Origin of the sequence: Rubricella aquisinus (assembly GCF_014199445.1) — a bacterium.
GTDB classification, from domain to species: Bacteria; Pseudomonadota; Alphaproteobacteria; order Rhodobacterales; family Rhodobacteraceae; genus Rubricella; species Rubricella aquisinus.
Window position 1 is genome coordinate 263057 of the sequence record NZ_JACIJS010000003.1, and the last position, 25593, is coordinate 288649.

The 25593-nt window shown below is 62.2% G+C and carries 28 protein-coding genes; 16 read left to right on the forward strand and 12 right to left on the reverse strand.

Annotated features, from left to right (window positions below; all coding sequences use genetic code 11):
• Nucleotides 1-53 precede the first annotated feature (53 nt).
• From FHS89_RS06245 to FHS89_RS06260, 4 genes are all read right to left on the reverse strand, one after another.
• Nucleotides 54-1538, reverse strand: a complete 1485-nt coding sequence (locus FHS89_RS06245) for a TRAP transporter large permease (RefSeq protein WP_184009641.1) — start codon at nucleotides 1536-1538, stop codon at nucleotides 54-56.
• A 1-nt stretch (nucleotide 1539) separates the two neighbouring features.
• The gene (locus FHS89_RS06250) at nucleotides 1540-2163 is read right to left on the reverse strand and encodes a TRAP transporter small permease (protein ID WP_343051349.1); all 624 of its coding nucleotides are present in this window, start codon (nucleotides 2161-2163) and stop codon (nucleotides 1540-1542) included.
• A 64-nt stretch (nucleotides 2164-2227) separates the two neighbouring features.
• Nucleotides 2228-3043 (reverse strand): DeoR/GlpR family DNA-binding transcription regulator, encoded by an 816-nt coding sequence (locus FHS89_RS06255; RefSeq protein ID WP_184009643.1) that lies wholly within the window; start codon nucleotides 3041-3043, stop codon nucleotides 2228-2230.
• A 66-nt stretch (nucleotides 3044-3109) separates the two neighbouring features.
• On the reverse strand, nucleotides 3110-4090 hold the full coding sequence (locus FHS89_RS06260) for a FliM/FliN family flagellar motor switch protein (protein WP_184009645.1): 981 nt from the start codon (nucleotides 4088-4090) through the stop codon (nucleotides 3110-3112).
• Between the two features lie 134 nt (nucleotides 4091-4224).
• Here FHS89_RS06260 and FHS89_RS06265 point away from each other — a divergent pair, with 134 nt between their 5' ends.
• From FHS89_RS06265 to FHS89_RS06285, 5 genes are all read left to right on the forward strand, one after another.
• Nucleotides 4225-5064, forward strand: coding sequence for a flagellar motor protein MotB (locus tag FHS89_RS06265; RefSeq protein ID WP_184009648.1), 840 nt, complete (start codon nucleotides 4225-4227; stop codon nucleotides 5062-5064).
• A gap of 88 nt (nucleotides 5065-5152) precedes the next feature.
• Nucleotides 5153-6466 carry a flagellar hook protein FlgE gene (locus FHS89_RS06270; RefSeq protein ID WP_184009650.1) on the forward strand — a complete coding sequence of 438 codons (1314 nt, stop codon included), beginning with the start codon at nucleotides 5153-5155 and terminating at the stop codon, nucleotides 6464-6466.
• 15 nt (nucleotides 6467-6481) lie between these two features.
• On the forward strand, nucleotides 6482-7891 hold the full coding sequence (gene flgK, locus FHS89_RS06275; protein WP_184009652.1) for a flagellar hook-associated protein FlgK: 1410 nt from the start codon (nucleotides 6482-6484) through the stop codon (nucleotides 7889-7891).
• Nucleotides 7892-7893: 2 nt separating this feature from the next.
• Nucleotides 7894-8871, forward strand: a complete 978-nt coding sequence (locus tag FHS89_RS06280; RefSeq protein WP_184009654.1) for a flagellin — start codon at nucleotides 7894-7896, stop codon at nucleotides 8869-8871.
• 2 nt (nucleotides 8872-8873) lie between these two features.
• Nucleotides 8874-9974: a flagellar basal body P-ring protein FlgI gene (locus FHS89_RS06285; protein ID WP_184009656.1), complete on the forward strand. Its 1101-nt coding sequence runs from the start codon at nucleotides 8874-8876 to the stop codon at nucleotides 9972-9974.
• 27 nt (nucleotides 9975-10001) lie between these two features.
• Here the strand turns inward: FHS89_RS06285 and FHS89_RS06290 are convergent, their stop codons facing one another.
• From FHS89_RS06290 to ccmI, 4 genes are all read right to left on the reverse strand, one after another.
• On the reverse strand, nucleotides 10002-10679 hold the full coding sequence (locus FHS89_RS06290) for a retropepsin-like aspartic protease family protein (protein ID WP_184009658.1): 678 nt from the start codon (nucleotides 10677-10679) through the stop codon (nucleotides 10002-10004).
• A 95-nt stretch (nucleotides 10680-10774) separates the two neighbouring features.
• The gene (locus FHS89_RS06295; protein ID WP_184009660.1) at nucleotides 10775-11005 is read right to left on the reverse strand and encodes a DUF1289 domain-containing protein; all 231 of its coding nucleotides are present in this window, start codon (nucleotides 11003-11005) and stop codon (nucleotides 10775-10777) included.
• On the reverse strand, nucleotides 10995-11498 hold the full coding sequence (gene ruvX / locus FHS89_RS06300; RefSeq protein WP_425502777.1) for a Holliday junction resolvase RuvX: 504 nt from the start codon (nucleotides 11496-11498) through the stop codon (nucleotides 10995-10997). Before ruvX ends, FHS89_RS06295 begins: the two co-directional genes overlap by 11 nt.
• Entirely contained in the window at nucleotides 11495-12739 is a 1245-nt protein-coding gene (gene ccmI, locus FHS89_RS06305; protein ID WP_184009662.1) for a c-type cytochrome biogenesis protein CcmI, read from the reverse strand. The genes ruvX and ccmI overlap by 4 nt, the downstream gene beginning before the upstream one ends.
• 228 nt (nucleotides 12740-12967) lie before the next feature.
• On the opposite strand from ccmI, the gene FHS89_RS06310 reads away from it, so the two are divergent.
• From FHS89_RS06310 to FHS89_RS06355, 10 genes are all read left to right on the forward strand, one after another.
• Nucleotides 12968-14215 carry a sarcosine oxidase subunit beta family protein gene (locus FHS89_RS06310; RefSeq protein WP_184009664.1) on the forward strand — a complete coding sequence of 416 codons (1248 nt, stop codon included), beginning with the start codon at nucleotides 12968-12970 and terminating at the stop codon, nucleotides 14213-14215.
• Between the two features lie 121 nt (nucleotides 14216-14336).
• Nucleotides 14337-14513 (forward strand): hypothetical protein, encoded by a 177-nt coding sequence (locus FHS89_RS06315; RefSeq protein ID WP_184009666.1) that lies wholly within the window; start codon nucleotides 14337-14339, stop codon nucleotides 14511-14513.
• An 89-nt stretch (nucleotides 14514-14602) separates the two neighbouring features.
• On the forward strand, nucleotides 14603-14743 hold the full coding sequence (locus FHS89_RS06320; protein WP_184009668.1) for a hypothetical protein: 141 nt from the start codon (nucleotides 14603-14605) through the stop codon (nucleotides 14741-14743).
• 42 nt (nucleotides 14744-14785) lie between these two features.
• Entirely contained in the window at nucleotides 14786-15109 is a 324-nt protein-coding gene (locus FHS89_RS06325) for a sarcosine oxidase subunit delta (RefSeq protein ID WP_184009670.1), read from the forward strand.
• Nucleotides 15106-18090: a sarcosine oxidase subunit alpha family protein gene (locus FHS89_RS06330; protein WP_184009672.1), complete on the forward strand. Its 2985-nt coding sequence runs from the start codon at nucleotides 15106-15108 to the stop codon at nucleotides 18088-18090. The genes FHS89_RS06325 and FHS89_RS06330 overlap by 4 nt, the downstream gene beginning before the upstream one ends.
• Entirely contained in the window at nucleotides 18083-18607 is a 525-nt protein-coding gene (locus tag FHS89_RS06335; RefSeq protein WP_184009674.1) for a sarcosine oxidase subunit gamma, read from the forward strand. The genes FHS89_RS06330 and FHS89_RS06335 overlap by 8 nt, the downstream gene beginning before the upstream one ends.
• 113 nt (nucleotides 18608-18720) lie before the next feature.
• Nucleotides 18721-19470 carry a transporter substrate-binding domain-containing protein gene (locus tag FHS89_RS06340; protein ID WP_184009676.1) on the forward strand — a complete coding sequence of 250 codons (750 nt, stop codon included), beginning with the start codon at nucleotides 18721-18723 and terminating at the stop codon, nucleotides 19468-19470.
• Between the two features lie 46 nt (nucleotides 19471-19516).
• Nucleotides 19517-20206, forward strand: coding sequence for an ABC transporter permease (locus FHS89_RS06345; RefSeq protein WP_184009678.1), 690 nt, complete (start codon nucleotides 19517-19519; stop codon nucleotides 20204-20206).
• Nucleotides 20196-20882: an ABC transporter permease gene (locus FHS89_RS06350; RefSeq protein ID WP_184009680.1), complete on the forward strand. Its 687-nt coding sequence runs from the start codon at nucleotides 20196-20198 to the stop codon at nucleotides 20880-20882. The genes FHS89_RS06345 and FHS89_RS06350 overlap by 11 nt, the downstream gene beginning before the upstream one ends.
• A 120-nt stretch (nucleotides 20883-21002) precedes the next feature.
• Nucleotides 21003-21170: an RSP_7527 family protein gene (locus FHS89_RS06355; RefSeq protein ID WP_184009681.1), complete on the forward strand. Its 168-nt coding sequence runs from the start codon at nucleotides 21003-21005 to the stop codon at nucleotides 21168-21170.
• Nucleotides 21171-21329: 159 nt separating this feature from the next.
• On the opposite strand, the gene FHS89_RS06360 is transcribed toward FHS89_RS06355, so the two are convergent.
• The gene (locus FHS89_RS06360) at nucleotides 21330-22586 is read right to left on the reverse strand and encodes a c-type cytochrome (RefSeq protein WP_184009684.1); all 1257 of its coding nucleotides are present in this window, start codon (nucleotides 22584-22586) and stop codon (nucleotides 21330-21332) included.
• A gap of 136 nt (nucleotides 22587-22722) precedes the next feature.
• Here FHS89_RS06360 and FHS89_RS06365 point away from each other — a divergent pair, with 136 nt between their 5' ends.
• Nucleotides 22723-23565 carry a prephenate dehydratase gene (locus tag FHS89_RS06365; RefSeq protein WP_184009686.1) on the forward strand — a complete coding sequence of 281 codons (843 nt, stop codon included), beginning with the start codon at nucleotides 22723-22725 and terminating at the stop codon, nucleotides 23563-23565.
• 69 nt (nucleotides 23566-23634) lie between these two features.
• Here FHS89_RS06365 and FHS89_RS06370 read toward each other — a convergent pair whose 3' ends face one another.
• From FHS89_RS06370 to FHS89_RS06380, 3 genes are all read right to left on the reverse strand, one after another.
• On the reverse strand, nucleotides 23635-24096 hold the full coding sequence (locus FHS89_RS06370) for a GNAT family N-acetyltransferase (RefSeq protein WP_425502780.1): 462 nt from the start codon (nucleotides 24094-24096) through the stop codon (nucleotides 23635-23637).
• A gap of 124 nt (nucleotides 24097-24220) precedes the next feature.
• The gene (locus FHS89_RS06375) at nucleotides 24221-25270 is read right to left on the reverse strand and encodes a hypothetical protein (RefSeq protein ID WP_184009690.1); all 1050 of its coding nucleotides are present in this window, start codon (nucleotides 25268-25270) and stop codon (nucleotides 24221-24223) included.
• Entirely contained in the window at nucleotides 25270-25590 is a 321-nt protein-coding gene (locus FHS89_RS06380; protein ID WP_184009692.1) for a hypothetical protein, read from the reverse strand. The genes FHS89_RS06375 and FHS89_RS06380 overlap by 1 nt, the downstream gene beginning before the upstream one ends.
• Nucleotides 25591-25593: the final 3 nt, after the last annotated feature.

Below are 25593 nucleotides of genomic sequence, written 5' to 3' on the forward strand. Positions count from 1 at the left end.
GGTTGGGTTTGTTTTGTTGTTGTTATGGTTAAGGGTGACGGGTGTGTGACGGCTCACGCAAATCCGGTGAGCCGCGGAATGGTCATCGAAATCGCCGGGAAATAGGTGATCAGGAAGATCACGAGGATTTCAACGGCCAAAAACGGCAGGATCGCCTTGGCGATGGTCTCAACTCGCTCGCCCGACACGGATGAGGCGACGAACAGCACCAATCCCATCGGCGGCGTGGCAAGGCCAACGGTCAGGTTCACGCTCATGATGATCGCGAAATGCACGCTATCGACGCCCAGATCGGTGAAAATCGGGCCAAGGATCGGGCCAAGGATGATGATCGCTGGCCCCGCATCCAGAAACATCCCGACGATGAACAATAGGATGTTGATCAGGAACAGCAGGATCAGCGGGTTCTCCGACAGGCCAAGGATGATCCCGGCAAGCTGCTCCGGCGCGTGGCTGAGGCTCACCACCGTCTTGAACGCCATCGCAGCGCCAACCAGCAGCAACACCACGGCAGAGGTCAGCGCGGATTTGCGCAGCACTTCGGGCAGATCGCTCAGCCGCATGGAGCGCAGGATGAAGAAGGCGACGAACACCGCATAGGCAACGGCAATCGCGGAGGCTTCGGTCGGCGTGAACACACCGCCCAGAATGCCGCCCAGAATGATGATCGGGGTTTGCAGCGGCACAACGGCCCGCTTGAACACCACGCGCATCGGCTCTGACATGCGGCGGCGCGCGCGGATGAAGATCAACTCGCTCATCACAGCGAATACGGCCAGCATGAGCCAGACATTTGGCGCAAACTCGATCCCGATGATCAGCTTGACCAGCGAAAACAGGATGTAGATTAGCCCGATCATGTTGAGCCGCGCCAGACCGCGCGCGAGCACGTTCTCGAATTTGCCGACGGTCTGATCGGTGTTCACGATCCGCTCGGCCTTGGGGAAGTTATAGCGCCCGGCCATCAGATGCGTCATCAGCATCAACCCGCCGCCGATCAGGATGCCCGGCACGATCCCGGCCAGGAACAGGGCCGCGACCGACTCGCCCATCACATAGGCATAGATGATCATGATGCCCGAGGGTGGGATGATCGGCCCGATCACCGAGCTTGCCGCCGTGATCGCCGCCGCGAATTTGCGGCTATACCCCTGCTTTTCCATCGCGGGGATCAGCATGGAGCCAAGCGCGGACGTATCCGCCACGGCAGAGCCGGACAGGCCCGCAAACAGCATCGACGACAGGATGTTCACATGCGCCAGACCACCCCGCAGATGGCCCATAAGCGCTTGGGAAAACTCGACAAGCCGGTTGGTGATCCCGCCGCGGTTCATCATCTCCCCCGCGAGCATGAAGAAGGGGATCGCCATCAGCGGGAAACTGTCCATCCCCTGAAACACGTTGCGATATAGCAGCGCGATATCGCGCTCCTGCCCGTTGAACCACAGCAACAGGCCGGGGGCCGCGAGCAGCGCGAAAAAGACGGGAAGCCCGACCAGAAGGAAAATCAGAAAGACGGGAAGGAACCAGATCAACATATCATTCGGCCCCCTGAACCGCGCCCATTTCCGGGTCTTGTGGCAATTGCGTTCCGGGCGCGACGATGCCCACGATGGTGCGCAGGATCAGCTCGATATTAACCGACAGCAGCAGCACCACCCCAACAAAGAGCGACATATACATATACGACAGCTTCAACCGGGTGTTGCCCCAGCCATTCCACTCCACCACATCGGTGCAGGGCCAGATCTTGAGGTCAAACGGCACGCGCAGGGTCGAGGAATTGAAGAGGCACCCACCCTTGACATGGTTCACGCCCAATTGCACCGCCTTGAGCAGAACAATCGTGCCAAGCAGAAACAAGAGGATCGTCAGTGCCTGCGCCATGATGCGGGGCAGGCTGCGGGAAATCATGTCGATCGCGACGAACCCGCCCCAGCGATAGGCGCTTGGCGCGATCAGGCCGGTCATCCAGAGCATCATGAACCGGGCGAATTCTTCGGTCCAGTTCGGGGCCGCATTCAGGGCATAGCGCATGAAAACCTGATACAGGATCACGCAGGTCATCAAGCCGATGAGCACCCACGCGATCGTGCGTCCAACGCGCAGCACCGCCGAATTGACGGCAATCAGCGCGCGGAGTGGCAAGAGAAGTGCAGCCACCTTTTTCCTCCCCTAATGCGGATGTCGGTTTGCCCAGACTTGCCCGCGATTATGTTCGGATCGTTCAGGAAACGAAATCACCTGTCAAGGATTTCCGCCGCCGCCGCCCGTCTTTCGCATCCAGAGCTTCGATCACCTGCACCCCGGCGCCGCTGCAAATCCCTGCGATATCCTGCGGCAGGGGCTTATCGGTGACGAAACTGTGCACGTCCCGCAGATCCCCGATGCAGACAGGCGCGCTACGCGAAAACTTGGTCGCGTCAGCGGCCAGAATGACGTGCCGCGCGATATCCATAATGGCGGAGGCGACCTGTGCTTCGCGCAGATCATGGTCGAGCAATGCGCCCTCCGGCTCAATCGCGGCGGCTCCGATCAGGGCGTAATCCACGCGAAACTGGCGGATGAACTGCACCGCCGCGTCGCCCACAATCGCGCCGTCATGCGCGCGGATCGCCCCGCCTGCGATCAGGACATCCAAGCCGGAGAATTGGCGTAAGGCATTGGCAGTATTCACATTATCCGTAATAACGGTGAGGCCCGAGTGATCCTTGAGCGCGAGGGCTGCCGCCTCCGTCGTGGTGCCGATATTGATGAACACGGTCGCGTCATCCGGGATCAGGCTGGCGGCGGCTTGTGCGATGGCATCCTTGGCCCGGCGGGAGATCAGGCGGCGGGCCTCAAAATCGGTATACTCCCCGCCGGAGGAAAACACGGCCCCGCCATGAAACCGCTGCGCCCTTCCGGCCTGTTCCAGCAGGCGCAGGTCGCGGCGGATGGTTTGCGGCGTGGTGGCATATTGCAGGACAAGCTCATCCACGCGCACCCGCCCACGCCGCTGCAAGAGCTTGAGTATCTCGGATTGGCGCGCGTTGAGCGGCATGGCGATTCCCGTCCTTTTTCGGGAATGCTAGGGCGATTGTTTTCGTTTTTCAATACAAACGAAAATCTAGTCGATTCGTTTTGGCGCTGTATCTGGCCGGATCGACAGCGCGCTTTCGAGATAGCTGCGCAGATCCGGTGGTGGATCCTCGGTCAGTTTCAACATTTTGCGCCCTTCGAATGCCCCCAGTTTCGCGGTCGTGCAGTCGATCCGGTCCGACAGGCGGCCAAGCCGGATATCAATGTTCTTGAGCGCGGTTTCGGGCATCAGGATCACGTCCCCCGGTGTCAGCGCCTCCAGCTCCTGCACCGTCATGCGCTGGGTGTGGACGATGCCGGACACTTCGATCCGCGCCTCTGCCGCCGCGCGGGTCATATGCTTGCGCCAAAAGGTCAGGCTGGTCAGCATCTCGTTCGAGGCGGGCGCGCGGGCCGCCTCTGCCCGTAACACGTCCAGCACCGACAGCGGCAGCACGATCTGGAAATCGCCACTGCGCGCGGCCTCTCCGATATCGAGGTTTACCTCGATCACCAAAACATCCGCATTGCCGGGGGCGAGCCGCACCTGCGTGATGTTTTGCTCAATCCGCGCAAGCGACATCGCATCTGGCAGCGGCGCGCCCATGCCAGAGCGCATCGCCTCCATCATGCAGTCGATCACGGTGCTCGTGAAACCTTCGCAAAGCGCGCAATCAATCGCCGTGAAACTGCGCGCGGTCGGCGGTGGCGCACTGGCAGGATCGCCCCCCATCCGCAGATCGACAACGTGATAAACAAGGTCGGAATTGATGTTGATGAGCGCGTAGTTATCGACCCCCTCCACCGCCACGATCCCCAGCATCGCGGGGACCGGAATGTCCTCCAGAACGCGGGAGAGTTTGCGCACTTCACAGGCCATGATGATGGCCCCGGTTGTCGCCTTTAACAGGCGTCGCAGGCGATCCTCCAGCTTGGCCGTCAGGTGATTTGTGATGTCATCCAGATGCGGAATGGGCGAACGCCCGACACGCCGGACACTGATTTTCTTTTTCAGAACGTCGCTTTGCATCCGGTCACCTCATGTTTGCTACGCTTTCATTTCACAATCACCCTTTCCATCTGGTTAACGGGGCCAGTCGTTAGGGAAGTGTTCATACATTCGCGGCAAAACCGCATGTGGGTGAACAGAATGGGAGTGGGGACATGGCGTCTGCGGGTGGCAGCGTTATCATTAAACGTAAAAAGGTCATTAATGGTGGGGGGCATCACGGGGGTGCATGGAAGGTCGCTTATGCCGATTTCGTGACGGCGATGATGGCGTTCTTCCTGCTGATGTGGCTCCTGAATGCCACGTCGGAGGAGCAGCGGCAGGGCATTGCCGATTTCTTTGCCCCGGCGATCCCGATCCACCGGCAGGGCGGCGGAGGTGATGGCGCGTTTGGCGGGGATTCCATCTTTGTCGAGGAAACGCTGATCCGCACGGGCGCAGGCGGGCGCGAGCAATCCATCGCAGATGAAGCCGCGACAGGGGACACGGGCCATGCTCCGCAACAATCTGATGCTGCCGCGGGCCCAGATATCTCCATCATGGAGGATATTTTGCGAGCGGCGGCGGGCGATTCCGCATTAGGCGACGAGTTGCTCAAGCATGTGCGCACCCGTGTCACCGATGAGGGGCTGATCATCGACGTTTTCGAGCGGGACGGCGCGCCGATCTTCGCCAGCGGCTCTGCCGCGCCGACCGAACGGCTGGAGGCGATCCTCGGTGTTGTGGCCCGCGTGCTGGGGCTGGTGTCCAATCAGGTTACGATTGCCGGGCATACCGATGCGCAGCCCTTTGCCGCGCCGAATTACTCCAATTGGGAGCTATCGTCCGACCGGGCGCATACCGCGCGCCGCGTTCTCTTGGCCGGGGGAGTGCGGGAGGATCGTTTTGCCCGCGTGACCGGGGTGGCTGATCGCGATCCGGTGATGGAGGATCCACTTGATTCGCGAAACCGCCGCATCGTGATCACTGTTCTGAGGTCAGATATTATGCAATAAATCAGTAGGTTACGGGGGTTATCGGTTTGTTAAGGGCTGCCGTTACAGGATTGGTCAAACACTGATCCAGAATGGAAAGGGCCCGAGAATGAGTATCTCCTCCTCGATGAATGCCGGCGTGAGCGGGCTGAACGTGAATGCGTCAAAACTGGCAACGATCTCTGACAATATCGCGAATTCGGGGACATTTGGGTATAAGCGCGCGGAATCCGACTTCTCCTCCCTTGTGCGAAGCTCATCGCGGGGCGCTTTCACGGCTGGGGGCGTCACCGTTTCGACTTTCCGACAGGTGGAGGCGAAGGGGACCATCGTCAGCACGTCCAACGCGACGGACCTTGCGATCAGCGGTCGGGGTATGTTGCCGGTGACACCTGTGGAGACGCTCTCCGCACCGGGGGAGACGCCGCTCCTGTTTACGTCAACGGGCTCGTTCACACCGGATGCAAACGGTGTTTTGCGCACGGCAAGCGGATTGGCCCTGCTGGGCTGGCCCGCGGCGACGGATGGCTCGATCCCCGCGCAACCAAGGGACTCCGTCGCGGGCTTGGAGCCGGTCATCGTCAACCCCACGCAAATCGCGGCAGAACCGACGCGCACCATCAACCTTGGTGCCAATCTGCCCGCCGCCGCGACACAGGCGGGTCAGCCCGGCGACGCGCTTGATCTGTCGATTGAGTATTTCGGCAATCTTGGCACCTCAGAAACGCTGACCGCCAATTTTGTGCCGGTGATCCCGGATGAGGGCTATTCGAACACATGGACGGTGGAACTGTCGGACAGCGCATCGGCGACAAACCCGGTCGCCCATTTCACGATCAGCTTTGAAGATACGCGCGAGGGGCGCGGCGCGATCCGAAGCGTCGGCATTCCCGGTGACACCCCGCTGAATGGGGAGAGTTACGATCCTGAAACGGGTCAACTGAACCTGACCGTCGAGGGCGGCCCGCTCCAGATCAATATCGGGCGACCGCTCAGCAACGCGTTTCTGACGCAGTTGTCCTCAGAATTCGCGCCGATCTCCATCACGAAGGATGGTGCCCCGGTTGGCAACCTGTCGAGTGTGGAGGTGGATGAGCGCGGCCTGATGACCGCGATCTATGACACGGGTTTCACGCGCACGATCTATCAGATCCCGTTGGCGGACGTGCCCAATCTGAACGGATTGCGGGCTGTCAATGATCAGGCCTTCGCGCTCAGCCCGACCTCCGGATCGCTCTATCTTTGGGATGCTGGGGATGGCCCGACCGGGGGGCTGGCGGGGTTCTCTCGGGAGGAATCCAGTGCCGACATCGCGGGCGAATTGACCCAGATGATCCAGACCCAGCGCGCCTATTCCTCCAACGCCAAGGTGATCCAGACGGTGGATGAGATGTTGCAGGAAACCACCAATATCAAGCGCTGATAAGGGGCCGGGAAGATGAGCCTTTCCAATGCCCTGAGCCTCGCGAGTGCGGGGCTTGCCGCGTCATCCAAATCGGCGCAAGTCGCGTCGGAAAACGTCGCGAATGCCCTCACGGAAGGGTACGCGCGGCGCGAAGTGGTGCGCGGCCCCGATGGCACAGTCACGACCCGCCGGGCGGAGGATGTGGTGCTCACCGCCGCCCGTCGTCAGGCCACATCGGGGGCAGAGGGCGCACGGGTCACGGCTGAGGCAGCGGACCGGATCGCGGGTGCGCTTGGCCTCCCCAGCGATCCGGCCTCCCTGTCGGGCCGGATGGATGCGTTGGATCAGGCGCTGACGTCGCTGATCTCCACCCCGGAAAGCCGCAGCCTTCAACGTGGCGCGTTTGCGGCCCTCGACCTTGCTGTGACCGGGATCCGCGATGCAGCCTCCGATCTGCGGGCGGTGCGTGAGGATGCCGATACCGCGATCGGGGCCATGGTCACCCGGCTTAACGCAGCGATAGAGGACGTGCACAAACTCAATGGCGCAATCGTCGGAAAATCCGTCGCGCGCGCGGACACCGCCGCGCTGGAGGACCAGCGGGATCGGCTGATCGACGAGATTTCGGGCATGATCCCGCTTCGGGTCGTGGATCGGGAGGATGGGAATGTGGCCCTGTTCTCGATCCGGGGGGCGGTGCTGCTTGATGGGCGGCCAGAGCCGTTTGGCTTCACACCCACTGCGACGATCCTGCCCGAAATGTCGCAGGAGGGCGGGCAATTGAGTGGGCTCACGCTGTCGGGCCGGGACGCGCGCATCGGGGACGGGCGCGGCATTCTGGGCGGCGGCGCGCTGGAGGCCGCATTTGTCATCCGTGACCAGACGGTGCCGCAGGCGACGGCCTCACTCGATGCGTTTGCCTTTTCCCTCGCTGACCGCTTGACGCGGGCCGATGCGAGCCTTGCCGAGGGGCAACCGGGTGCGCTCCTTGATGACGGCGCGGCCCTTGATCCGGAGGCGATCAGCGGGCTTGCTGGTCGGTTAACCCTGAACCCCGCGCTGACCGATGACACGTCTTGGCGCTTGCGCGACGGGATCGCCGCGGAGGCACCCGGGCTCACCGGGCGGGCCGATCAGGTGATTGCCCTGCGAGATGCGCTGCGCACGCGTGAAACGCTGCCCGGCGGGGCCACGTCTCGCGATTTGGCGACACATCTTGCCACCCTGTCTGCTGAGTTGAACAGCAACGCAACCCGCGCCACCCGCGACGCGGATTTCGCGCGGGCCGAGCGGGTGGGCCTGTCGGAGCAGGAGGCCGCGGCCATCGGCGTGGACACGGATGCCGAGCTTCAGGCCCTTCTCCTGATTGAGCGGACCTATCAGGCCAATGCCCGCGTGATGCAGACCGTGGATCAGATGTTCGCCAGATTGATGGAGATTTAGCCATGATTTCCGGCATCCGATCCGATCTTACACAGATGCTTGCCCTTCAACGGCAAAGCCGCGAGTTGTCCCATGCGTTGGATATCGCCACACAGGAACTATCGACCGGGCGGAAACAGGATCTGGTCGCGGCCTCAGAAGGAAACCTCGCGCGGCTGCACGGGATGGACACGCGGCTTGCGCAGATTGCATCGGACCAGTCCGCGATTGACCTGTTTGACCGGCGCGCAGAATTGGCCGATGCGGCGCTTGCGGGTGTTCAGGAAATGCTTGATCCGATTGGAACGGAAATGCAGGCCGCCGCGATCAACGGGGATGCGGCACGCGCCCGGTCCCTCGCCACGGATGCCGCGGCTCGGATGGAGGGGGTGATCGGCATTCTCAACAGCACCACGGGGGGGCGTGCGCTGTTTGCCGGGGCCAATACTGACGGTCCCGCGATTGCCACTGCTGACACCCTAATGACGGTGCTGCGCGCAGCAATCGCCGCCGCGCCCGAGGGGGAGGACGCGGTGGCCACCTTCTTCGCCGATGGCGGCGGATATGAAACGCTGATCTATGCCGGGGCAGAACCGGGCGCGGCGGGGAGCCTTTCCACGGGTGCACCGCTCGCCAATATGCCAACTGCAAATGCACCCGAAATCCGCTTTGCGCTGGAAGGATTGGCGCGCGCGGCGCTCAGTCTCACGGCGGATGATCCGGTCGCGCGCCAGATTGAGGCTGGCGCGACCCTCGCCAATGCGGGGCGCGAAGTGATTGCCCTGCGGGAAGGGTTGGGGGCTGACCGATATCGCCTTGAGATCATGAAGGATGTGCTCAAGGCGGAGGAAACCAGCACCTCGCTCGCGCGGGCCAGCATCACCAGCGCGGACCCGCATGAAACCGCCGCGCGCCTTCAGGGGCTGGAGGCGCAGTTGCAGGCGCTTTATGTCGTGACGGCGCGGCTTTCGTCTCTGTCCATCGTCAATTTCATGAGGTAGCCATGCGCGGTTTGCTGTTTGTCCTGCTATGCCTTGCGTTGGCTCTGCCCGCTGCGGCGCAATCGACCCGGATCAAGGATCTGGTGGAGGTCGAAGGCGTGCGGGGCAATGACCTCGTCGGCTACGGCCTTGTTGTGGGTCTGAATGGCACGGGTGACAGCCTGCGCAACAGCCCCTTTACCGAAGAGGCCATGGCCAACTTGCTGGAGCGGTTGGGGATCAATGTGGCGGGCGAACAATTCCGCCCGCAGAACGTCGCGGCGGTGCTAGTCACGGGCGTGCTGCCGCCTTTTGCGCGGGCGGGCGGGCGGATCGACATTACCGTGTCGGCCATCGGGGATGCGGACAGCCTGCTTGGTGGCACGCTGATCATGACCCCTCTGAATGCCGCCGATGGGGAGATTTACGCGGTGGGGCAGGGATCGGTGATCGCTGGTGGTGCTGTGGCCGAAGGGGAGGCCGGGGCCACGACCCAGGGCGTGCCCACAACCGGCACGATCCCCGGTGGCGCGCGCGTCGAGCGGGAGCTGGACTTCGATTTCACCCGGATGGAGCGTCTGCGCCTTGCCCTGCGCGACCCGGATTTCACCACTGCGGTGCGGATTGAGGAGGCGGTGAATGGCCGCTTTGGTCGCCGGATCGCCCAGATGCTCGATTCCGGCACAGTCGAGATCACGGTGCGCAACGCCAATGCCCGCTCGCCCGCGCATCTGGTCAGCCAATTGGAAAATATCGAAGTGTCGCCCCAGCAGCGCGCGCGCGTTGTCGTCGATCAGCGTTCAGGCACGATTGTGCTGGGGGCGGATGTGCGGATCTCGCGGGTTGCGGTCAGTCAGGGCAATCTGACCCTGCGGGTGCAGGAGCAGCCGATGGTCGTTCAGCCCAACCCCTTCGCCCGGGGCGACACCATCGTCGTGCCGCGCACCAATGCCGCGATAGAGGAGGAGCCGGGCACCGGGCTTGCCCTCGTCGAAAGCTCGGTCAGTCTGCCCGAGGTCATCGAAGGGTTGAACGCGCTTGGCGTCACCCCGCGCGACATGATCGACATCCTCAAGGCGATCAAGGCGGCAGGCGCACTTCATGCGGATTTCATCGTGCAGTGACCCGGGCCGCGCACCGGGCTGCGGCGATCAGTTGCGGAGGATCAGCCGATCCTTGCGGATCACGGCTTCGGTCAGATGCTCGATATAGGACATGCCGAGCAGGCTGGAATGGAGCTGATCAGGCTGGGCCACGGCCCCTTGCACATCGCGCACGATGATGCCGCCAATCTCGATCCGGTCAAAGGTCACCGGCGCGACGAAGGCCCGCCCGCTTGCCGTGGTGACGGGCAGCGTATAGTTCAGATCGGCATCGGTCAGCCCGATGCGCCGCGCGTCATCATAGCGCAGCAAAACGCGGGACGCGCCGGTATCAATCAGCAGGCCAACCGGGGTTCCGTTCACCTCGGCTACGGCGCGAAAATGCCCGTCCCAAGCGCGCATCAGCATCACTTCGTTCTGCAATGACCCAACGGGCGGGGCGAGATCCTCAACCGGGCGTTCCAGCAGTGTCAGCGCCAGAAGCCGTCCCTGCTCCCGGAACGACCAAGACGCCATCAGCACCAGAACGGCCACAGCCCAGACGACCGGAACCATCGTGAACTTGGCCCGTTTGCGCGCCATTTGGATGAAGGACATCATCGCGCCTACGGTGACAATCACCGCCGCGACGGAAAGCTGCATCACCGGATGCATCGCGCCATAGGCCCCGGACAACACCAGCGACCCGAACACGATTCCACAGACTATGGCGATGGGCCAAATCATGCGGTGCCTTTCACTCCCGAAACTCCCTGATTCTGGGATACCGATTCCAGTGTAATATTCAAAAGAAATTCGCCAAAAATGCGGCAAGACGAACTTTAATTTCGTGTTTTCAACCGTGGCGTGCGCCGCTTGCCGCGGATTTGGCGCGCGCGGGCGGGGAGGGCGTCCATGATGTCCCGCCGCTCGTCGGCTGTGAAAGAGGACCAGCGGCCGATCTCATCAATGCTGCGCAGGCATCCCATGCACAGGCGGCTTTCGGGATGGATCACGCAGAGTTTGACGCACGGGCTTTCGATTTCCGCCCGTTTCCAGACCTCATCCACCATGCGCAGTGCTCCGTTTCAGATGGCCCAGCCGATCCAGCACCCCTTGCAGGATATAGGAGGCGGCGACATGGTCGATCAGGACGGCCCGTTTGGCGCGCGACATATCGGCGTCCAGCAGCGCGCGCTCGGCCGCGACGGTGGACAGCCGCTCATCCCACAGAGCCACAGGCAGGGACAGGACGCGGGCGATGTTGCGGGCATAGGCACGCGCGGATTGGGCGCGCGGCCCTTCCGATCCGTCCATGTTCATCGGCAGCCCCATGACGACACCCACCACCCCCCGGTTACCAAAAAGGGTGCGGAGGTCCTCGGAGTCCTTGGAAAACTTGCCCCGTCTCAGAGTCTCCACCGGAGTTGCCACGCTGCGCAATCCGTCTGACACGGCGATGCCCACGGTCTTTGTGCCAAGGTCGATACCGGCCAGCGCGCCGTGGCTGCCGATGATGGCGCTAAAGGCCATGATATCATCGTGGACGGTGGCGTTGTTGGTCATTGCGCGGCAGCCTCGATTGCGGCAACGGCGTCAGGATTTGCGGCGAATACTGTGCGTGCTTCGGCCAGCACGGCGTCACGGCGCTCAATCTCCCCCAGCACGGTCAGCGCGCGGACAAGCTGCGCCCATTCGGCGGGTGTGCCGCCCTCCGTCGCGAGGCGGTTGGACAGACCGGCGACCATCCCTTCAATCATCTCGATCTGATCTTGCGGGGAGAGGTCGCGCGCGGCGTCGATCGTCTCCTGATCCGGCCCGCGCAGGGCGGGCGCACCGCCGTTCTGGATGCGTTGCAATTCGACCGCCGCGGCAAGCCCGCCGATCTGGCTCTGGATCGACTGTACCCATGGTGCCTCTGGTGGGCCTTCTTCCAAAAGCGCGGCCCAGATCCGCAATGCCAGTTCCGGCGAATTGTTTTGCGCCAGCGTCAGGCCCGAATAATAGCGCAACACCGGATCGCCGGGATTGCGTTGCAACCCTTCGGCCAATGCGCGTTCCGCCTCTGGTGAGACATAGCCATTGGCCGCGATGATCCGAATTTCAGCAGCTTCGGCGTAATCCGTGGCGGTCGCGGTGTTGCCAAGGAGGTTCATCACCCGGTCCTGCACCATGCGCGCTTCGGTCACCCGGCCAAGCTGGAGATAGGCCTGCGCCAGCAACCGATGCCCGGTCACGTCATTTGGCCGCTCAAGCAGAACCTGCTCCAACTGCGGGACAAGCCGCCGGTATTCCGCGATCTCCGCCGTGTCGGGGATGGTGGGCGGGGGGAGGTTTTCAGCGGCGATCATCGCCTCTGCCTCTTCCTGAGAGGGGCGGTCGAGCCGAGCTTGCTGTATCTCCCCCATCCGGTTGACAAGGGGCTGATCGGACATGCCGGGCGCGCCAAGGATGACATAGCCGCCCAACGTGCCAGCAATCACAAGGGCCACGGTCCCCCCCACGGCGATCTGGGTGGCGGAGCGGGGGGCGGGGCCGCCGGTGCCTTCGCTTTCTGCCGCATCGGCCGCGGCGAGCAGTCTGCGCGACACCTCGGTGCGGCTGGCCTCCGCTTCGGTCGGGGACAGGACACCGCGCGCGAGATCGGCTTCAATCTCCTGCAACTGATCCTTGTAGATCTGCATGTCATAGGCGGCCGCACGCCCCGCATCCCCGCTTTTGCGCAGCATTGGGCGCAGCACATAGGCGGCAACGGCGAGAGTCAGGATGGCGGCAACAGCCCAGAACAGCATAGCGATCTTTCTCACAAAACGGTCGCTCCTAGGTAACGGCTGGCCCGGCCTTGGGCAATGGAGGATGACAATTTAGCACATGGCATGTCGCAGCCGCCCCGCCCTGTCGAAAACAGACCGGGAAGTGCCGCCTTTCAGGCAGGGACGGTGCAGATAAAATGAAAAAACGAAGCCGGGGTGCTTGCAGGTTTCTGTCGGGCTTGGCACCACTCACCACACGGATCATTTTCGAGGGAGCCAGCCATGGGCCGCTATTCCGCATTTGCCATCGCAAAGCAGGCCTTCAGCCATCACAAAGGCTGGGACCGGGCATGGCCGTCGCCTGAGCCGAAGCCCGAATATGACGTGGTGATCGTGGGTGCGGGCGGGCACGGATTGGCCACCGCATATTATCTGGCGAAAAACCACGGCGTGCGAAAGGTCGCGGTGATCGAAAAAGGCTGGCTTGGCGGCGGGAATACGGGCCGGAACACGACGATCATCCGCTCCAACTACCTTCAGCCGTCCTCCATGGCGATTTTCGAGAAGGCGCGCAGCCTCTACGAAGATCTAAGCCAAGAATTTAACTACAACATCATGTTCAGCCCGCGCGGCGTTCTGATGCTCGCCCAGACGGAGCATGAATTGCGCGCGTGGAAACGGACCTATCACGCCAACCGCATCGCGGGTATCGAGAGCGAAATGGTCACCCCCCGCCAAATCAAGGAGATTGTGCCGATCATCAATCTCAGCGGGCCACGCTATCCGGTGCTCGGCGGGCTGTGGCAGCCGCGCGGCGGCACGGCGCGGCACGATGCGGTCGCGTGGGGCTATGCCCGTGGCGCGGCGGAAATGGGCGTCGATATCATCCAGCAATGCGAGGTCACGGGCGTGGATCGCGACGCGGAGGGTGTCACGGGCGTGCAGACAACCAAAGGTGCGATCAGGACGAAAAAGCTCTGCATCGTGGTGGCGGGCAATTCCGGCGTGATGGCGGAGCGCGCGGGCTTCCGCCTGCCGGTCGAGAGTGTGGCGTTGCAAGCGCTTGTCTCCGAGCCGATCAAGCCCGCGATGGATTGCGTCGTCATGGCCAACACCGTGCACGGCTATATGAGCCAGTCGGACAAGGGCGAAATGGTCATCGGCGGCGGCGCGGACGGGTTCAACAACTACACCCAGCGCGGCTCTTTCCACCATATCGAGGAAACGCTGCGCGCGCTGGTGGAGACATTCCCGATGATTTCCCGCCTCAAGATGCTGCGCCAATGGGGCGGCGTGGTGGACATGACCGGCGACCGTTCCCCCATCATCGGCACAACGCCGGTGCCGGGTGTGTTCATCAATTGCGGCTGGGGCACGGGCGGGTTCAAGGCGATCCCCGGCTCCGGCTGGGCCACGGCGGAAATGGTCGCGAAGGGCACGCCGGGTGATCTGGCCGCCCCGTTCAGTTTGGACCGCTTCACCGAAGGACGGATGATCGACGAGAGCGTCGCGGCGGCGGTGGCGCACTGATGGGAATGAAATGCAACAGGTTGGGTGAGTGTGTGCCGCAACGCGGTGCAGGCGCGCGCCCTTCGGTTAGGACTCAGGCCGCGAAATACGGCATGGAACCGCTTTTCCTTGAGGCTTTATCATGACCCCCCAAACCCTCAATTACCTCATCTTTGGTATCGGCATCGGCCTCCTCATCCAGCCCGTTTGGCAGATGGCCAAGGGGGAGATGGCTGCCGCTGCCCCCTTTGCGGCCATTGGCATTGGCCTGTGGGTTTTCGCACTTATTCGCATCCGCGTCCGGTCGGGGAAGGACTGAGCGATGCCCTTAACCCATCATAAACTTTCGGAACCCTTTGCGCCCTTGAGTGTTGGAAATGGTACCAACACAGGAAAGGAGCCTGTCACATGTCTGACAAAGGAAAATCCGGAATGTCGTTCATCCTCGGCGGTCTTGTCGTCGCGGTTATCGCGCTTGGCGCGTATGTCTACACCGATGGTTTCGGCGCCAATGAGCCCGAAATCTCTGTCGATCTCGTCGAAGGCTGACGCATCGCATTATGCGCGCCTCGCTCAAGTCTGGAGGCGCGCATGCTGACCCTAACCTGCCCCTGTTGCGGGGTATCCGGCGAAGAAACCGAATTCGCCCCCGGCGGTGAAGCGCATCTCAAGCGGTTTGGCCCCGGCTCCTCGGACGAGGATTTTCGCGACTACCTGTTCCAGCGTCAAAACCCGCGCGGCGTGCATTTTGAGCGCTGGCGGCACGCGTTTGGCTGCGGCAAGTGGTTCCATGCCGCGCGCTGTACGCAAACGCTCGAGGTGTTCGGCACCTATCCCGGCCAGACCAGCACCCCCACCCCTGACATCATCGCCGCCATCAAGGCGCGCCGCCCCGAATGGGAGCCGCAAGCATGACCACCCGTCTGTCGAAAGGGGGGCGGCTCATTGACCGCACCCGCCCGGTGAAATTCCAGTTCAACGGCCAATATTATAAAGGGTTCGCGGGCGACACGCTTGCCTCTGCCCTGTTGGCGAATGGTCACACGACCGTGGGCCGCTCGTTCAAATATCACCGCCCGCGCGGGATCGTCGCCTCTGGTGCAGAGGAGCCGAACGCGCTGATGGGGCTTGGCACCGGCAACAGGTTTGAGCCGAACGCGCGCGCCACGGTGGTGGAGCTGCAAGACGGCACATATGCCGAAAGCCAGAACCACTGGCCAAGCCTCGCCTTTGACGTGGGCGTGCTGAATGACAGCCTGTCCAAATTCTTCCCGGCGGGCTTTTACTACAAAACCTTCATGTATCCGCGCGCGGCGTGGAAGCATGTGTTCGAACCGGTGATCCGGGCGGCAGCGGGGCTGGGAAAAGCGCCGACCAAGGCCGACCCCGACACATACGAGTATTACTACGCCTATACCGATGTGCTGGTGATCGGCGCGGGGCTTGCGGGCCTTACGGCGGCGCGGCAGGCAGCGGATGCGGGCCTGCGTGTGCTCATCCTTGAGCAATCCCCCCATGTCGGCGGGCGGCTCAACACCGAAGAGGCGGATGTCGAGGGCGCGCCCGGTGCCGATTGGGCGCGGGCGGAGGCCGCAGCACTCGCCGCGATGCCCAACGTCACCCTGCGCACCCGCACCATGGGCGCGGGCGTCTACGATCACGGCTATATCCTCGCCAATGAGCGGCTTGATGGCCCGGTGCGAGAGCGGCTCTGGCGGATCCGTGCAAAACAGGTCGTCACTGCGACAGGCGCGATTGAGCGGCCGCTTGCCTTTGCCGGGAATGACCGGCCGGGCGTGATGCTGGCCTCCGCCGTGCGCGACTATGTGGCGCTTTACGGTGTGTCGCCGGGGGACCGGACCGTTGTTGTGACAAATAATGACGATGCCTACCGCACCGCGATTGCGCTGAAACGCGCCGGGCTGGATGTGCCGGCGATCCTTGACGCGCGCCCCGCCGCCACCGGCCCGCTGCCGCGCATGGCGCGCGAATTGGGTATCCGGGTGGAGCTTGGCAAAGGCATCGCGAAGGTCGTCGGGGGCAAAACCCTCAAATCGGTCGAGATTTGCGCCCATGCGGGCGAAGGCGCGGTGCTGGAAGTGATCCCGTGCGAATGCGTCGCGATGTCGGGTGGCTGGTCGCCCATCGTGCATCTGTGGTCCCATTGCGGAGGCAAGCTCACATGGGATGAGGATTTGATCGCGTTCCGCCCTGACCTTGAGCGTGCACCGACAGGCGACCGGGGGCAGGGCTTCGTGCTGCCCGCAGGGGCCGCGAACGGGTATTTCAGCGCGACCCAGATCGTGGAGGACGCGGTGGCCATGGGTCAGCGCGCGGTGCGTGAGGCCGGGGGAAGCCCCGCCTCTGGCACCGCCCCCACCGTGACGGAGGACGTGACCGAAGAAGCGCCCGCCATGCCCGTCTGGATGATGCCTGAGCGGGCAAGCTATAAGCTGCGCTCCAAGGCGTTTCTCGATTTCCAGAACGATGTGAAGGTCTCCGACGTGCAGCTTGCCGCCCAAGAGGGCTATGAAAGTGTTGAGCATACCAAGCGCTACACCACGCTTGGCATGGCGACGGATCAGGGCAAGCTGAGCAATATCAACGGGCTTGCGATCCTTGCCGATAGCCTCGGTGCGGCGATCCCGGATGTGGGCACCACCACCTTCCGCCCGCCCTACACACCCGTCACCATCGGCACATTGGCCGGGGAGGCGCGCGGCGCGTTGTTCAAACCCTTGCGCAAAACCGCGATTGATGGCTGGCATGAGGCACAAGGGGCCACGTTCGAGCCGGTCGCTGATTGGCGCCGCCCCTTCGCCTATCCAAAGAACGGGGAGAGCGTGCACGCCGCTGTCAATCGCGAGGTGCTGACGGCGCGGGAGAAGGTATCGCTTCTTGATGCCTCGACCCTTGGCAAAATCCTTGTGAAGGGGCCGGATGCGGGCAAGTTCCTCAATCTGATGTACACCAATCCCATGGCGGGCCTGAAACCGGGCCGCTGCCGCTATGGCCTGATGCTGAATGAAAACGGGTTTCTGTGGGATGATGGCGTGGTCGCGCGCTTGGATGAGGACACGTTCCTTGTGCACACCACCACCGGCAATTCGGACCGGGTCCATGCGTGGTTTGAGGAATGGCTACAGACCGAATGGTGGGACATGCAGGTCTATACCGCCAACGTGACAGAGCAATATGCCCAAGTCGCGGTCGTCGGCCCCAAGGCGCGCGAATTGTTGCAGGCGATGGGCACGGATATGGACCTGTCGAATGACGCGCTGCCCTTCATGGGCTGGGCGGATGGCACCATCGGCGGGATCAAGGCGCGGGTGTACCGGATCAGCTTCTCCGGCGAGTTGAGCTATGAAGTGGCGATCCCGGCGGGGCAGGGGCTCGCCTTTTGGGAGGCCGCGATGGAGGCTGGCGCGCCGATGGGTGTGGCCCCCTATGGCACCGAGGCGCTTCATGTACTGCGGGCCGAGAAGGGCTTTATCATCGTGGGTGACGAAAGCGATGGCACCGTCACGCCTCACGACCTTGGCCTTTCCTGGGCCGTGTCGCAAAAGAAAGAGGATTTCATCGGCAAACGCGCATTGGAGCGCGCCGATCTGACCCGCGAAGGCCGCAAGCAGCTTGTCGGATTGGAAACGGTGGAGCCGTCGGTTGTGCTGCCCGATGGCGCTCATGCAGTGGAGCATGACCGGATGATCGGCCATGTGACCTCCACCTATTTCTCTCCCACGCTGGGCCGCTCCATCGCGATGGCGTTGATTGAGGGCGGGTTGAGCCGGACGGGCGATATGCTCGAATTCCCTATCTCTGACGACAAAACCATCCGGGCCAAAATCGTCAGCCCGGTATTCTATGACCCGGAAGGAGCGCGGCAGAATGTCTGATACCGTCACCATCACCCGCGCCCGTGTCCGGGGCATGATCACCCTGCGCGGCGATCTCGATAGCAGTGTTTTGCGCAAGGCCGTTGAGGTGATCGCCTCGATGCCCGCACAGCGCAGCATTGCCCGCAAGGGTGACAATGCTGCAGCGTGGATGAGCCCTGATGAGCTGCTTTTGATGGTGCCGCATGACGCGGTGTCACAGACCATAACGGATCTGTCGGGCGCGCTGGAGGGCACCCATCACCTTGTCGCTGATGTGTCCGACGCGCGCGCGATATTCAGCGTCAATGGGCCTGCATGGCGCGAAGTGCTGGCCAAGGGCGCGCCGGTGGATTTCCACAGCTTTGGCACGGATGAGGTCCGCCGCACCCGGATCGGGCAGGTCGCCGCTGCGTTCTGGCCCACCGCGCAGGGGGCGGAGGTGATCTGCTTTGCCTCCGTCGCGGACTATATGCAGGCGTGGCTGACGACCTCTGCGACCGAAGGCACGCTGCCCGACATCCTGCCGCGCGGATAGCCGACGATTCCTTGCGTCATACCAGAGGTGACGCAAGGGCAACCCATTGACAGCGCCGATCAGTTGGCCAACCCTGCACGGCAGTTTCAAACCGCTATGACAGGGACAAAACCATGAAAAAGACACTCGTCACCGCCGCCATCATGACCGCATTCGCCGGTCAGGCCATCGCGATGGACGTGGATATCTGCGTGGAGGGCGCCTACCCGCCGTTCTCCTACACCACCGATACCGGCGCGGTTGAGGGCTTTGACATCGACATCGCCAACGCCCTTTGCGAAGAAATGGGCGCGACCTGCGAAATGGTCAAAACCGATTGGGACGGCATCATCCCCGCGCTGCTTGAGGGCAAGTGCGACGCGATCATCGCCTCCATGTCGATCACCGAAGAGCGTAAGCAGGTCATCGACTTTTCCGAGAAGTATTACCAGACCCCGGCAATCTTCCTTGGTGCTGAAGGCATGACCCTGGACATGCTTGAGGGCAAGGTCGTGGGCGTGCAGCGCGGCACGATCCATCAGGATTTCATGGAAGGCGAGTTTCCGGGTATCGAGCTGCGCCTCTATGGTTCTCAGGACGAAGCCTATCTCGACCTGACCTCTGGCCGGATCGATGCGATCATGGCGGACAGCATCGCGATGGATGACGGCTTCCTCAAGACGGATGCGGGCGAAGGTTATGCCTTTTTCGGGCCGGGCTATTCGATCCCGCAATATCACGGCGACGGTGCCGGGATCGGCGTGCGTCAGGCCGATACGGACCTGCGCGACAAGTTCTCCGCCGCGATCCAAGCGATCCGTGCGGACGGCACCTATGCCGAGATCAACGCCAAGTATTTCGATTTCGACATCTATAGCGACTAATTGATCACGCTCCGGGCGGGGTTTATTCCCGCCCGGAGACACCCTTATGGACACTCTCATTCAATACGCGCCCTTGTTGGCGAAAGGCACGTTCGTCACGGTGATGCTCGCGGTGACGTCGCTTATTCTGGCGACCGTGCTGGGCAGCCTTGCTGCGGCAGGAAAGCTGGGCGGTGGCCGGATCGCCAAGGCGATTGTGTTCCTCTACACATCCATCGTGCGCGGCGTGCCCGATCTGGTGCTGATTCTGTTGATCTATTTTGGTGGTCAGCGGCTGGTGAACACCATCGGCAAGCAGTTCGGCATGGATTACATCGAGTTAAATCAGTTTTTTGCGGGCGTGCTGGCGATCGGCTTCATCTATGGGGCTTATCTGACAGAGACGTTTCGCGGCGCGTACCTGACTGTTCCGCCCGGGCAGGGGGAGGCGGCAAAGGCGCTGGGTATGCGCCCCTTTGGCATTTTCTGGGCGGTGAATTTCCCGCAAGTCATCCGATTTGCGCTGCCGGGCTATGCGAATGTCTGGCAGGTGCTGGTGAAATCCACGGCGGTCGTGTCGGTGATCGGGCTCGGTGATCTCGTTGGCCTCGCAGGGGACGCGGGCAAATCGGTGCGGGAGCCGTTCACCTTCTATTTTGCGGTGTTCTGCGTCTATCTCTGCATTACGGCGATCAGCCAATTCCTGTTTGACCGCGCAGAGCGGCGGTATTCGCGGGGGTTCTCGGATGCGCGTTGACCTCGTTCTGGCGAATTGGGAGCTGTTTCTGGGTGGGGTCTGGATGACGGTCCAGCTCACCGGCCTTGCATTGCTGATTGGCTTTTGCATCGCGATCCCGTTCGGCATCATCCGCGCGAACAAGGTCCCGGTCTGGTCGCAACTCATAAACGCGTATGTCTATGCGTTTCGCGGCACGCCGTTATTGGTGCAATTGTTCCTGATCTATTTCGGCCTCGCACAGTTCGATTTTGTCCGGGAAAGCTGGGCATGGGTGTTTCTGCGCGACGCATGGTGGTGCGCGCTGATCGCCTTCGCGCTCAATTCCGGTGCCTACGCGACGGAGATTATTCGCGGTGCCGTCGCCACCACCCCGAAGGGAGAGATCGAGGGCGCGCGCGCCTTGGGCCTTTCGCGCTGGCAGGTCTATGCGCTGGTGCTGCTGCCCTCCGCCCTACGGCGCGCTTTGCCGCAATACGGCAATGAGGTGGTGTTCATGCTGCATGGCTCTGCGGTGGCGAGCATCATCACCATTCAAGACATCCTTGGCGCAGGGCGTACGCTGAACGCGCGCTATTATGTGGCCTATGAGGGCTTTTTGACCGCGGCGCTGCTATATATGGCGATCACGTTCCTTTTGGTGATGATCTTCCGCCAGTTGGAGCGTCGCTATCTGCGCCATCTCGCTCTACGGTAGCTATGCGTCGGGCGCATGGCGATTGTGCAAAGCTATGCGGTGAACTCGGAATTTCCATGACCTATGTGTTGTGCATCAGCGGCGTTGGGCCGCTGGAGCACAGCCAAGAGGGCATTAGGAATGAACGACTTTTCGCAATTCACCCATCTCGACATGACACGGGTTGACGCTGAAGCACGCCAGATGCGCGCGCAAGCGATGCGTGACGCGCTCAAGGCATTTGGCACATGGATCGGCAATGGCGCACGCGCCGTGGTCGCGTTTATCGCACGGCCGTCGCACGTCTGATCTGACGACCATTCTGCGGGGCGTTGTCCCGCTGATCCGGCGCTTCTGTCTGCATGACAGGAGCGCCGTTCTCGTTTTTGGGAGACGCTTTGAGGAATAGAAAAAGGCCGCGCCATGAACCGGCGCGGCCTTTCTATTGTCGAATGAGACGTCTGCTGATTACTGCGACAGGCTCTCAAGATAGGCGATCACATTCGCCCGGTCCTGTTCGCTGCGCAGACCGTTATAGGTCATCCGGGTGCCGGGCGCATATTCGCGCGGGTTCTCAAGGAAGCCGTTCAGCTCCTCATAGCCCCAGTTGCCCTCAAGGCTGGTCAGCGCATCAGAATAGCGGAAGCCATCGACGGAGGCTTTCTCACGCCCCACAATGTCCACCAGATGCGGGCCGACACGGTTGGTCGGAGCGTCCGCGACATGGCAGGCACGGCACTGGCGGTAGACCTGCTCACCTGCGGCAGCGTCGGCGGAGGCCATGAAGGCCGGCAGGGCGACGGCTTCGGTCGCCTCTGCAACGGCTTCCGTTGCGGCAGCGGTTGCATCCTGAGCCGTTTCGGTCGCGGCGGCGGTTGCCTCTTCGGCTGCCTCGGTTGCGGAGGCAACCTGCTCTGTCGCTTCTTCCTGAACGACCGTCAGGGCCGCGGTCACATCTGCGGCTGCACTCTCAACTGCTGCGGTCGCGGCATCCGCCATTTCGGTCGCTTCCTCGGTCACGGCCTCTGCGGCTTCAGCGACAGCGGTGGTGGCCTCTTCAACGATTGCGTTGGCCTCTTCTTCGACCGCCTCAACGGCCTCTTCGGCCGTGGCCGGGGCGTCGCTGACCGGTGCAGCCGCATCGGATGCCGCCTGCGGGGCCTCCTCCGCGACGGCTTCGGTGATATAGGGGGCCAGATCAGTGCCGGACACGGACGCGAGATACGCGATCATGTTGCCGCGATCCTCGGACCGGCGCATGCCGTTATAGCCCATCTTGGTTCCCGGCATGTAGCCTTTCGGGTTCTCAAGGAAGAGATACATCGCTTCCGGGGTCCATTCGCCACCGAAATTCGCCATCGCGTCGGAATAGGCATATTCCTCAATCGCGCCTTTTGGACGACCGATCACATCATAGAGATGCGGGCCAACGCCGTTTGCACCGTCTTCGAGCTTGTGACAGGCCGCGCACTGGCGCCACAGGGTCTCCCCATCTGCGGCATTCGCGGCCAGCAGGATCTCTGCAATGGAGGGGGCTTCTTCAGCCACTTCGGCCACGGCTGTATCCGCGTCCGGCAGTTCGATCACGAACGCCTGCTCATGGTGATCCTTATGGCCGGCTTCGCCCGTGCCATAAATGATATCGCCAGCCCAGCCAAACAGCATGAAGGCGAGGAAGGATCCCAGCACACCTGCCGCGATCTTGTTGAACTCGAGTGCGTCCATAGGTGAAGACCTCTCTGACATTAACGTCGCATGATTTTGCGCTTGTTTACGCGCTACCCATCGCGGATGACAAGGTGTAGAACCCGCGACCAATCGCCCAACTGGTGAAAAAGCGGCTAAAATTGCGGAGGACAGCATGAATGCAGCGGTAAAGCGCGTCTCGTTTCAGGGGGAAGCCGGGGCCTATTCCCATCAGGCGGTCGTGGAGGTGTTTCCCGGTGCCGAGGCGCTGCCCTGCAAAACCTTCGAAGCCGCGATTGACGCGGTGCGTGAGGGGCGGGCCGATCATGCCATGCTGCCGGTCGAGAATTCGACCTATGGCCGCGTCGCGGACATCCACCAGCTTTTGCCCCATAGCGGCCTGCATATCGTCGGCGAGCATTTCGTGCGGGTCCATATCAACCTGATGGCGCTCAAGGGCGTCACACTCGATCAGGTGAAAGAGGCGCAGAGCCATACTGTCCTGCTGGGCCAGTGCCGCAGCTTCCTCAAGGAGCACGGGATTCATCCTATCGTGGGCGTCGATACGGCGGGATCCGCGCGTGAGATTGCGGAACTTGGCGATCCAAGCCGCGCGGCGCTTGCCTCTGAACTCGCGGCGGAAATCTATGACCTCGATCTGTTGGCCCGCCATATCGAGGATCAGGCGCATAACACGACCCGATTCCTTGTCATGGCGCCTGAACCGGAAGTGCCCGAACAGGGCACCGACCCCGTCATCACCACATTCGTGTTCCGGGTCCGCAACATCCCTGCGGCCCTTTACAAGGCGATGGGTGGTTTCGCGACGAATGGCGTGAACATGACCAAGCTGGAAAGCTATATGGTCGATGGCTCCTTCACCGCGACGCAGTTCTATGCCGATATCGACGGCCACCCCGATGACCCGGCGGTGCGCCGCGCGATGGAGGAGCTACGGTACTTCACCAGCTATCTGGAAGTGCTGGGCAGCTATAAAGCCGACCCGACGCGACCGTAGGAAAGAGTTTGTGTTGGGAGGGCGCAGTCCTCCCACCCTTTGCGACCGCGCCACACTGGGGGGCAGGCGTTAGCGCGTTTCCAGCCGGAATTTGAGGAATGTCTCCCCGTCATAGTCAACTGTGCCAATCTGCGTCGCCCCGAGTTTTCTTAGCGCGCCCAGATGTTTGCGCGATGGCGGCAGCAAAAAGGTCACGAAGGGAATGCGGTCGTCACCCTTGGCAAATGCGAGCGCCTTTTGCGTGATCCGGCGGCCAAGGCCGAAAACGTCCGGCCTTAGGACCAGCCCGAAATCCCATTCGTCCCCTTCCTTCTGAAATCCGCCCCAACCGACATAGGCGCCATCGTTGAGGAACGCCCAGTGCCCCAGCCCGTCGCGCGCCCAGCTTGCCTCTTTGAATGCGACGAACCGGTCCACCGCTGCCACGTCCCAATGCGATTTCAGCAGCGGCATATGCTCGGCCACGCGTGGGTCGGACATATGCGCCGCGATTTCTTCTGCGGGAATGGTCGTCAATCGTGTGAACGTGATTTTGTCGTGCAAAATGAGACCCTTTTCGGATGCTGCCGGGAGGTGATGATCCCAAAGCCAAGCAGAGCGGGTACTCCGGGCTGCTGGCATCGTCCAGCCCGCAAACACAGATTGCAGCGCGGCGTCACATCACGGCAACAGCGCCCCAAACAAGGCCAACCAAGACCGTCAAAACTGTCACCGCAAACGCATAGGCCGCCAGTTTCGAGCGGGAAAAGGGCCGCTCGCCATAGGTCCGGCCATCAATGCCGGAGACCACGATTTTCTTGGCCCGCCCGCCATAGCTGTAGTGCAAAATCCAAACCGGCAGCAGGATACGGCGATAATGGATGCCGGTTGTGTCCGTCCGGTAGCGCTGCACCTCGGTGCCGCGCTTATCGACCTTGCGGATGATGCGGTTGCGGATCAGCAGATCCTTGTCATCAGCGTTGGCGCGTAAGCCTTCGTCCACCGTCATATGATGCCGTTCCGCCGCGAACCCAGCGATAAACCCTGGTTGATAGGCACGCAGGCGCGACGGGTCAAAATCATGGAGGATGCCGTCGCGGATCAACGGCGTGACATGGGGGGAGGCCGGGACCAACAGATCATCGAAGGTGATCCGCATCTTGCCAGTGGTCTCGCGGGTCCGGCGATGTTTACCGCTGCCCACCACATACGTGGCCCAATATTCGACGGCTTCCTGCGAATCGAATGTCCAGAACGGGACATAGATTGGGGCCAACCGGCCCTGTGACGCGATATCCTTGAGGTCATCTGGTGCTGCGATCCGGCCCTTGATCCACGCCGCGATGCCGCGCGCCGCGTCCTCGTGTGTGCGGGCAAAGGGAATGACGGCCATGGTTTCAAACGCGCTTTGTTCGGTGCCGCGCACCACAGGGCCATCGCAATAGGCGCATCTGTCGGACAGGGACGGCCCGGCAAACACGACCTCGCCGCCGCAGGTTTGGCATTTGTGGATCTGTTCACCCTGAAACGCGGGCTGTTCGGCCTCTGGCCGGTCGGGATCGTAGGGAAACTCATCCGCCGCGCGCGCGTCCCCGTCGCTGGAGAGCGGGCGATAGGTGCCGCAGCTGTGGCAGGTCAGTTCCTGCGCGCGCGGATCAAACAGGCATTGGCCCCCGCATGCGAGGCACAAAAGATCAATCTGATGAACCTGCGCGCCCCCGGTCATCACGAATCCGACAGGGCGGACAGAAGTTCAAGCAGCACCCAGAGCCGCACCGTCCCCCGATCCACCGCCGCGTCCAGATCGCCGGTCACGGCCCAATCGCCAATCACCGTCGCAATCAGCCATGTAAACGAAAGCCAGATCACGATCACAAGCCACCCCGTGACGGAACGCAGCCACCCCGCGGAGTCTTTCTTCAGATCGTGATTGGCTTCAAAGATCGAGATGGTCTTGCGCACCTGACCAAGCCCGATCAACGTCGATACCGCCAAGAGAACCAGCACCGACAGCGCGGGCAAGGCAAATTGGGAGAGGGCTTCCATCGC